Raw genomic sequence first — 8,091 nt, 5'->3', positions numbered from 1 at the left:
GGGTAGTGGACGGCCTCTTGCCTCTGCCTCTGCCTCTGCCTCTGCCTCTGCCTCTGCCTCTGCCTCTGCCTCTGCCTCTGCCTCTGCCTCTGCCTCTGCCTCTGAGAAAAAGCGCGAGACAACAGCAATCAAACTTCAACCAAAGATTGCATTTGCAACAAGGTTTCCTTAGCGTAACGCAATGCAACAGGATCGGCCCCTCATCGGAATAGCCCTCATGATGGGCTTCTGCATCGTCGCCCCCGTGGGCGATGCGGTGGCCAAATTACTGGGCGCTTCGGTCCCCCTGGGGCAGGTGGTGCTGCTCCGCTTTGCCATTCAGGCGCTGATCCTGATCCCCATCGTCTGGTACTCCGGGCGAATTTGGCACATGCGGGGCCGGGTGTTACGGCTGACCTTTCTACGCACCCTTTTGCACATGGCGGGCATCGCAGCGATGTTCACCGCGCTGAGATACCTGCCCCTCGCCGATGCGGTCGCCATCGCATTTGTCATGCCTTTTTTCATGCTGCTGCTCGGCAAGTTCGTCCTGAACGAAGAGGTCGGCCCCAGACGTTTGGGCGCGAGCATCGTGGGTTTTCTCGGCACGCTTTTGATCGTACAGCCGAGCTTTGCCAATGTCGGCTGGCCCGCGCTGCTGCCCGTCGTCGTGGCGGTCGTCTTTTCTTTCTTCATGCTGGTGACGCGCCAGATCGCGAAAGAGACCGATCCGATCAGCCTGCAAGCCGTCAGCGGGGTCATGGCGGTGCTGATGATCTTGCCGCCCCTCGCGCTTGGCACCATGACGCAGATCGCGCCGCTTCGGCTCATCCAACCCGATGCGCTCGACTGGACCCTTCTGCTCGGCATCGGGGTGCTGGGCACGGTAGCGCATCTTTTGATGACCTGGTCCCTGCGTTTTGCCCCCTCGGCCACTTTGGCGCCGATGCAATATCTGGAAATTCCCTTTGCCACGCTGCTTGGGCTGCTGATCTTTTCCGACCTGCCCAACCCACTGGCGGGCCTCGGCATTCTGATCACCGTGGGCGCGGGGCTCTACATCGTCATGCGCGAGCGGGCCACGGCGCGTGCTCTGGCCGCAGCAGTTGCGCCGCCAATGGCGCCATAAGACGACGCGGCAGAATCAGCAGCATATCCGGGCCATCGATCTCAAGCGTGACCGGCCCCAAGGCGCGGTTCGACGTGCCGATCCGGCCACCGGGCGCGAAATCCAGCCCGTCGATTGGCCATTCCAACCCTTGGCTGCGCCCCGTCACCGGGGCCAGAGGCATGAGTGAGACGACATCCCCCGCCGCCGTCGGCAGCGTGATCCGCGGTGGGGCCAGCAGCACGATCTCATGCGCGCCCAACAGGATGCAGGAGCGATGCGGATGGGTGGCGAGCGTGTTGAAAGCCGCGAACTGATGATCCAACCGCGCCCCGGTAAAGCCGACCCCGAGCACCAGCGGCGCGTCGATCCGGGTCAGCGCCTTGTCGAAATCGGTGCTCTCTTGCTCGGCGATGCGGTGGCGCCGCGCGGCGGGGATTTGGGCCAAGGCCTCTGCCGGGGCGGAATCAAGATCGCCGATGACCGCGGCCAGTTCCACCCCCGCCGCCACGCCCACCGCAGCACCGCTATCCGCCGCCACGCAGGTCGGGGCCAGCGCCAGCGCCGCTTCAATGTCCCCCGCAAAGACCTCTCCGCCACCCAGCAGCGTGACTGGCCCCTCCTCCCTTACGATATGCTCTGAAGTGGTCAATTAATGCCCCTTATGGAAATCTGCCTTAATCTTGCCTTGAAATCATACGTTGAATGGCACAGATTCGAGCCGCTTTGGTCTTGGACATCGTGGTAAACGATACCTGCAACACCGCAGAGGACGAGCATCCGATGATGAACAGCAACAAAATCTTGACGGTCTCCTATGGCACTTTTTCGTGCACGCTGGAAGGCTTCGACGATTCCTTCGGCACGATGAAGGCCATTGCCGAGTATTTCCGCGATCTGGCCTCGGATGACCGCTACTTCGGTGCCGAACCACCGCAACCCGATGCCGAGATGCTCGCCCGGATCGCGCAGCGCGAAGTTTCCCGCCGGGTGCAAGCCCGTGAGCAGGAAGGCAAGATCGTCCTGAGTGCGCTGGAGAACCAGAGCGCCGAAGCCCCGGCCCAAGCGCCCCCAGCGGCGGCCCCCGCCGCCGCGCCGGCTCAAACCGAGGCCGCAGCGCAGCAAGCCCCCGTCGCAGCGCAGCCTGCGCCGGTAGAGGAAGAGGCGCCCGCCCCCCTCAAGGCCGAGATCGCCGACACCGCCGCAGTGGAAGCGCCCACCACGCCGGAACCCCAGATCGCAGAGACCGCTGAAGAGCCCGCGCCTACCGAAGAGGCCGCGCCTGCACTGGCTGCCGAAGCAGAAGACACCAGCGAAGCCGAAGCCTTCTTTGCCGCCAGCCCGCAGCCGCAGACTCATTTCGAGGACGAAGCGCAGGAATCCAGCGTCGAAGAGCTGCCCGCCGCAAGCGCCGCCCCTGCCGACAGCATCGCCGCGAAGCTGCAGCGCATCCGCGCCGTCGTCGCCCAGCAGGACGAAGACGAAGTGGCTGGCTATGACGAGGAAGAAGCCGCACCCGTGGCCCGCGCCACCGCCGAAACGCAAGCAGCGCCGGAAGAGAGCCAAGCCGCCATCGCCGCCGCCCGCCGTGACATCGAAGACGCGCTGGAGGCCGATGAAGCGACCGAACTGGCGCAGGAGGCTGCGGAGGATAAGGACGACGATCTCGCCGATATCCTCAACCGGCTTGAGGCCGAAGAGGAGGATGAGGCCGAAAGCGCCGAGACGGACGAGAGCCTGTTCGACGCCGAGGCCGATGAACAGCCTGAGGCCGAAGCCCAAGCCGAAGCTGCACCGGAAATCGACGCTGCCGACCTGCCGCGCAAAGGGCGTGTGATCAAGGTCAAGCGCGCGCATCTCGAAGCCGCCGTGGCGCGGGGCGATCTCGAAGAGGTCTCGGACCCGGCACCGCAAGAGGCGCCTGCCGCGAAGACAGAGGAAAAGCGCAGCTCTTCCCTGTCGCCCGAGGATGAAGACGAGCTGGCCCGGGAATTGGCCGCTTTGGAAGCCGAACTCGGTGGCGCCGACCCGCAAGAGGCTGAAGAGACGCCTGCGGTTGAAATGGCCGAGTCGGAAGCGGCGCCCGCTCAGGAAGAGCCCGAAGAGGTCGAAGCCGCAGCGGAGCCAGTCGAAGAGCAGCCCGCGCCTGCGCAAGCGGCCCGTCACAGCCTGCCCACAATCGACGATGAGACCGGCCCCGACATGTCGCGCTTGATGGCGGAAACCGACAGCAAGATGGACGAAGCCGAAAGCACCACGCGCCGCGATGCCTTTGCCCATCTGCGCGCCGCCGTGGCCGCCAAGAAAGCCGACGAAGCAATGGGGGGCCGCGCCACCACCGCGACCTCGGATGACGCCTACCGCGAAGACTTGGCCGATGTGGTCCGCCCGCGCCGCCCCGTCACCCGCCCGGCCCGGACCGAGCGGCCTAAGGCCGATGCCCGCTCCGCGCCGCTGAAACTGGTGGCCGAACAGCGCATTGATGTCGACAAGCTGCGCAGCGCGGGCCCCGTGCGTCCGCGCCGAGTGGCCGCCGTGGTCGAGCCGGTCAAAACCAACCCCGACGCCGAAAGCTTTGCCGATTTCGCCGCCGACATGGGCGCCACCAAACTGCCCGAACTGCTTGAGGCAGCGGCATCTTACATGTCTTTCGTCGAGGGGCGTGACCAATTCTCTCGCCCGCAGTTGATGGGCAAGGTCCGCTCGATCGGCCTGCCGGATTTCACCCGCGAAGACGGGCTGCGCTCCTTCGGTCAACTGCTGCGCGCAGGTAAGATCGAAAAGATCAAAGGCGGGCGTTTCACCGTCTCGGATGAGATTGGCTACCGCCCCGATCATCGCGCCGTGGGTTAAACCACGGCCCACCGCTGGATAAGAAAAAGCGCCCCGCGGGGCGCTTTTTTTATTGCGTTCTAACGATCATCTTCCGCATCGGGGTCGGCCTGTCCGATGCCCCGAAAGACAAATTTGAACGGCAGCGCCCAGACGATGCCAAGGGCGACATAAATGCCAAGCTCAAGCAGCACCGGCGGGCGGTCGAACTGGGCCACCGTCCAGACCGCCACGGCGATATAGCTCGGCAGCCCGATCAGCAGGATCACCAGCGCCCAACGGCGGCGCGCCTTGTAGCTCAGCGCCATCAGATCAGTCCGCGAAAGGGTCGGTCACCAGAATGGTGTCCTCCCGCTCCGGCGAGGTCGAGACGAGCGCCACGGGGCATTGGATCAGCTCTTCGACCCGGCGCACATATTTGATCGCATTGGCAGGCAGATCGGCCCAGCTGCGCGCGCCTTCGGTCGATTCGGACCAACCCGGCAGCTCTTCGTAGATGGGCGTACAACGGGCTTGCTGCTCGGCGGCGGTGGGCAGATAGTCCAGCCGTTCGCCGTCCAACTCGTAGCCCACGCAGACCTTCAGCGTCTCGAAGCCATCAAGCACGTCGAGCTTGGTCAGGCAGATGCCAGTGATACCGGAGGTCGCGCAGGTCTGACGCAGCAGCGCCGCGTCGAACCAACCACAACGGCGCTTGCGCCCGGTGGTGGTGCCAAACTCATGGCCGCGCTCGCCCAGACGTTGACCATCCGCATCTTCAAGCTCGGTCGGGAAAGGGCCTTCGCCGACGCGGGTGGTGTAAGCCTTCACGATGCCCAACACATAGTCGATGGCGGTGGGGCCAAGGCCCACGCCGGTCGCCGCTTGCCCCGCGATCACGTTCGAGGAGGTGACGAAAGGATAGGTGCCAAAGTCGATGTCCAAAAGCGCGCCCTGTGCGCCCTCAAAAAGGATGCGTTTGCCCGCTTTGCGCTTTTCGGCCAGCACCTTCCAAACGGGGGCGGCGAAACGCAGGATTTTCGGTGCGATTTCTTGCAGTTGCGCGATCAGCGCGTCGCGGTCGATGGCCTCGACGCCCAGCCCCTTGCGCAGCGGATCGTGGTGCTGCAGCGCGCGGTCGACGCGGGCCTCCAATGTCGCGGCGTCGGCCAGATCGGCCACGCGGATGGCGCGGCGGCCAACCTTGTCCTCATAGCACGGCCCGATGCCACGCCCGGTGGTGCCGATCTTGGTGCCCTTGCTCGCCGCCTCTTCGCGGGCGCGGTCAAGCTCACCGTGGAAGGGCAGGATCAGCGGCGTGTTTTCCGCGATCATCAGGTTCTCGGGGTTGATCTCAACCCCCTGCCCTTCGATCGTCTCGATCTCTTTCAGCAGGTGCCAGGGGTCCAGCACCACCCCATTGCCGATGACAGACAGCTTGCCGCCGCGCACCACGCCCGAAGGCAGCGCATGCAGCTTGTAGACCTTGCCGTCGATGACCAGCGTGTGGCCCGCGTTATGCCCGCCTTGGAAGCGTGCGATCACATCGGCGCGTTCGCTGAGCCAGTCAACGATCTTGCCTTTTCCCTCGTCACCCCATTGGGCGCCGACAACGACGACATTGGCCATGATATATTCCTTTGCGATGTCCCGCGCCCGTATAGCGACAGTGGCAGGCGTGTGAAACTCGAAAAAACGGGGGAGCGGATTTAGACGCTTGGCCCTGCCTTCAGATGCACCGGCTCGCCATGCGGGGTGCTGAGATAGGCGGCCTCCCACCCGTCGCGCAGGGCGCGCAGATTACCGGGACGGGCATGGCCCGCGTCGATCAGCAGGGTTTCGAGGGTTTCGAGCCAAGCGTTGAAATAGTCCTCCCCGCCGTTCAAGGCGCGCGTCAGTCCGTGGCGCGCCAAAGTCGCGCCAAAGCGGTCGGCCCAGAAGGGCCAGTCGAAAAGGCCGCTTTCGTTCAGATGCACCGTCAGCGCGAAAAGCTGCGCGTGCCATGGCGCCTCGAACACGGGTTCCGGGGCGCTCATGGGGCCTCCAGATAGCTTTGCCAGAGGTCGAGCACGACCTCATCGCGGGGATGTTCGGGATGCGCCCAAAGCTCAGAGGCCGGGAAGGCCACCGCGTAAAGCGGCTCCGGCGCTTCGCCCAGATCATGGGCGTTGCTATCAGGCAGAACATGGGTGCCATGCAACCGCAGCACCCGCCCCGAAGCGCCCGCGGCATAGGCGGGCAGCCGGGTGTGCCCGCCCGGAACGATGCTGTTTTCCGGCTGCTTGCGGGTGACGACCCTGTCGCCCGGCGCAAAGAGCGGCGTGACGTCCGAGGGGCGATCCGCCGGACCACCACGGGCCAGCACCCCGGCCACCTGCGGCGCTTTCAACGCCTTTTCCGCCAGCGGGCTGGGCGTGGGCGCGGCTTTGCCCGAGAGTTCCTCGCGGCTGACCACCCCGCGCGCGACCAGCATATCGGCCACCCCGGCGATCCATTTCTCGTAATAGCTGAACCGCATGTAATCGGTCGGGGTCAGACATTCGCGGGCATGGCGCGACACGTCGATGTTCCATTTGCCCAACGTCCCCGTGGCCAAGGTCAGCGCCAGCGCGCGGCGGTGCCAATCGGCGTGAAAGACCACGTCTTCGCCCTCAGGCGTCACCGCGCCATCACCGAAACGCCCGCCCATGTCATGCACGCGGGTCATGGCGCTTTGGCCAATCCGGTGCCGATCATACTGTCACGGGTGACAAGATCGGCCAGCGCGGCGACATCCATGCCGTCGCTCCCCGCAGGGCGTTGCGGGATCACCAGATAACGCACCTCAGCCGTCGAATCCCAAACGCGCACGGCGGTCTCTTCGGGCAGGTCGACGCCGAATTCAGCCAGCACTTTGCGCGGCTCGCGTACCACGCGGGCGCGGTAGGCATCGGATTTATACCAGCCCGGCGGGATGCCCAAAAGCGGCCAAGGGTAGCAAGAGCACAGGGTGCAAACGACGATATTATGCACCTCATCCGTATTCTCGACCGCGACCATATGCTCGCCCTGCCGCCCGAAGAACCCCATCTCGGCCACCACTGCGGTCGCATCTTCAAGCAGCGCCGTGCGGAAATCAGGATCGCTCCAGGCGCGGGCGACAACCTCGGCCCCGTTGCGCGGGCCGATGCGGTTTTCATAGGTGTCGATGATCTCATCCAAGGCGGCGGGGTCGATAAGCCCCTTGGCCGTCAGCAGTGTCTCCAACGCTTTGACCCTGAGCGCAGGCTCGGGCGGCAGCAGGGCATGGGGGTGGTCGTGGTCTGAATGATCATGTGGCATAGCGGCAGACTGCCCCAGCGGCACTCGGCTGTCCATCGCCGATCACGGGCAATCCCTTCATTTCTCTGCAAAGAATATGGGCGAATTTGCCCGCATTTCATGCTATAGTGAATGTACGAAGCGAGTCTGCACCACCTTAATTCCAGGATAGCCCTCTTACATATTGTGGTTGAGTACTGCTTCAAAAGACCGTCGCCCCCATGCGGCGGTCTTTGCTCGTGCCTTTGATCCCTTAGGCCGCCCCCTCCCGATCCGATCATCACCCGGCGGCAATCCACCCTTGCCCCCATGGGCAAAGACGAATAGATACCCGCCAACCAAAACCGAAAGCTGTCGTACCCATGGAAAATGTCGTTCTGATCATTCACCTGATTCTGGCTCTTGGCCTGATCGCCGTGGTACTTCTGCAACGGTCCGAGGGCGGCGGCCTTGGCATGGGCGGTGGTGGCGGCGGTGCCGTTTCGGGCCGCGCGGCGGCCACGGCATTGGGCAAGGTGACATGGGCGCTTGCGGCCGGTTTCATCGCCACGTCGATCACGCTGACCATCATCGCAGCGGAAAAATCCGCAGGCTCGTCGGTCATCGACCGGCTGAGCGCGACACCGCCCGCCCAGAGCCAAGATGGCAGCCCGGCCCTGCCCGCGGGCGACGATCTGCTGCCGCCTTCCGCGGATGGCAACACACCGCTGGTCCCTGCCGCCGATTAACCTAACGAACACAAAACCTTGAGGCACGGCCCGGTTCCGCAACTGTATGTTGCGGCGGGCCTTGCCTCAAACGCACGAATCCTGTAAGGCTTAAATCCCGTGGTGTTGCGGTTTTCCGCAGCGCGTTTGGCTGGTTTTTGCCTGCAACAAACTTTGAATTCACGG

9 protein-coding genes are annotated in these 8,091 nt (G+C 64.3%); 3 read left to right on the top strand and 6 right to left on the bottom strand.

The window, feature by feature from the left end:
- Positions 1-181 precede the first annotated feature (181 nt).
- Complete coding sequence (locus FCK22_RS13520; RefSeq protein WP_067261627.1) at positions 182-1,108, top strand: DMT family transporter; 927 nt, start codon at positions 182-184, stop codon at positions 1,106-1,108.
- Here the strand turns inward: FCK22_RS13520 and FCK22_RS13515 are convergent.
- Positions 1,044-1,739, bottom strand: coding sequence for a thiamine pyrophosphokinase (locus FCK22_RS13515; RefSeq protein ID WP_231886281.1), 696 nt, complete (start codon positions 1,737-1,739; stop codon positions 1,044-1,046). The two genes, FCK22_RS13520 and FCK22_RS13515, sit on opposite strands and share 65 nt — an antisense overlap.
- Positions 1,740-1,792: 53 nt before the next feature.
- Between FCK22_RS13515 and FCK22_RS13510 the strand changes: the two genes are divergently transcribed.
- Complete coding sequence (locus tag FCK22_RS13510; RefSeq protein WP_247738179.1) at positions 1,793-3,940, top strand: hypothetical protein; 2,148 nt, start codon at positions 1,793-1,795, stop codon at positions 3,938-3,940.
- Positions 3,941-3,999: 59 nt separating this feature from the next.
- Here FCK22_RS13510 and FCK22_RS13505 read toward each other — a convergent pair whose 3' ends face one another.
- The 5 genes from FCK22_RS13505 to nthA form a co-directional block, all read right to left on the bottom strand.
- Positions 4,000-4,227: a DUF2842 domain-containing protein gene (locus tag FCK22_RS13505; RefSeq protein ID WP_067262328.1), complete on the bottom strand. Its 228-nt coding sequence runs from the start codon at positions 4,225-4,227 to the stop codon at positions 4,000-4,002.
- Positions 4,228-4,231: 4 nt separating this feature from the next.
- A complete protein-coding gene (locus FCK22_RS13500; protein WP_067262332.1) occupies positions 4,232-5,527 on the bottom strand; it encodes an adenylosuccinate synthase in 1,296 nt (431 codons plus the stop codon).
- A gap of 80 nt (positions 5,528-5,607) precedes the next feature.
- On the bottom strand, positions 5,608-5,934 hold the full coding sequence (locus FCK22_RS13495) for a nitrile hydratase accessory protein (RefSeq protein ID WP_067262335.1): 327 nt from the start codon (positions 5,932-5,934) through the stop codon (positions 5,608-5,610).
- Complete coding sequence (gene nthB / locus FCK22_RS13490; RefSeq protein ID WP_067262336.1) at positions 5,931-6,605, bottom strand: nitrile hydratase subunit beta; 675 nt, start codon at positions 6,603-6,605, stop codon at positions 5,931-5,933. The genes FCK22_RS13495 and nthB overlap by 4 nt, the downstream gene beginning before the upstream one ends.
- A complete protein-coding gene (gene nthA / locus FCK22_RS13485; RefSeq protein WP_082851983.1) occupies positions 6,602-7,219 on the bottom strand; it encodes a nitrile hydratase subunit alpha in 618 nt (205 codons plus the stop codon). Before nthA ends, nthB begins: the two co-directional genes overlap by 4 nt.
- A gap of 341 nt (positions 7,220-7,560) precedes the next feature.
- Here nthA and secG point away from each other — a divergent pair, with 341 nt between their 5' ends.
- Positions 7,561-7,926, top strand: coding sequence for a preprotein translocase subunit SecG (gene secG / locus FCK22_RS13480; protein ID WP_067262351.1), 366 nt, complete (start codon positions 7,561-7,563; stop codon positions 7,924-7,926).
- Positions 7,927-8,091 lie beyond the last annotated feature (165 nt).

The organism is Sulfitobacter sp. 15WGC (genome assembly GCF_005068605.1).
In the GTDB taxonomy this organism is placed as follows: domain Bacteria; phylum Pseudomonadota; class Alphaproteobacteria; order Rhodobacterales; family Rhodobacteraceae; genus Sulfitobacter; species Sulfitobacter faviae.
This window is presented reverse-complemented; position numbering and strand designations above follow the sequence as displayed.

Bases quoted from the DNA above. Each gene is read 5' to 3' on its own strand.
- nthB (WP_067262336.1), bottom strand. From the start codon at position 6,605: ATGACCCGCGTGCATGACATGGGCGGGCGTTTCGGTGATGGCGCGGTG.
- nthA (WP_082851983.1), bottom strand. From the start codon at position 7,219: ATGCCACATGATCATTCAGACCACGACCACCCCCATGCCCTGCTGCCG.
- secG (WP_067262351.1), top strand. From the start codon at position 7,561: ATGGAAAATGTCGTTCTGATCATTCACCTGATTCTGGCTCTTGGCCTG.
- FCK22_RS13520 (WP_067261627.1), top strand. From the start codon at position 182: ATGCAACAGGATCGGCCCCTCATCGGAATAGCCCTCATGATGGGCTTC.
- FCK22_RS13500 (WP_067262332.1), bottom strand. From the start codon at position 5,527: ATGGCCAATGTCGTCGTTGTCGGCGCCCAATGGGGTGACGAGGGAAAA.
- FCK22_RS13510 (WP_247738179.1), top strand. From the start codon at position 1,793: ATGGCACAGATTCGAGCCGCTTTGGTCTTGGACATCGTGGTAAACGAT.
- FCK22_RS13495 (WP_067262335.1), bottom strand. From the start codon at position 5,934: ATGAGCGCCCCGGAACCCGTGTTCGAGGCGCCATGGCACGCGCAGCTT.
- FCK22_RS13505 (WP_067262328.1), bottom strand. From the start codon at position 4,227: ATGGCGCTGAGCTACAAGGCGCGCCGCCGTTGGGCGCTGGTGATCCTG.